At 41.4% G+C, this 309-nt stretch carries 1 protein-coding gene; it reads left to right on the top strand.

Features of this window, described 5'->3' with window-relative positions; genetic code table 11:
* On the top strand, positions 1-201 hold a 201-nt coding region (locus tag V2H77_RS00030; protein WP_341497180.1), incomplete at its 5' end, for an NAD(P)-dependent oxidoreductase.
* Positions 202-309: the final 108 nt, after the last annotated feature.

Genomic DNA, 309 nt, shown 5'->3' with positions numbered 1-309 from the left:
GGGGCTGCATTGGATGTGTTTGTTGAGGAACCATTACCAGAGATGCACCCATTCTGGACTCATCCCCGTATAACGGTAACGCCACATATTGCGGCTATTACTATTCCCGAGATTGCTATGGATACGATCAGTGAAAATATTCGACGGATTGAAAAAGGAGAATTACCAACCAGTGTTGTGGATATGAAACTAGGATATTAATAACGTCTCTTTACAGTAGGGGCGGCTATTGGCGACAATAATGGCAAAATTGCTATTTGTTTGGAAACTGAGATGAATGAATTTTCAATAGTCTGCCGTATTTTAGGG

The organism is Photorhabdus sp. P32, from assembly GCF_038085095.1.
Taxonomy (GTDB): domain Bacteria; phylum Pseudomonadota; class Gammaproteobacteria; order Enterobacterales; family Enterobacteriaceae; genus Photorhabdus; species Photorhabdus luminescens.
This window is presented reverse-complemented; position numbering and strand designations above follow the sequence as displayed.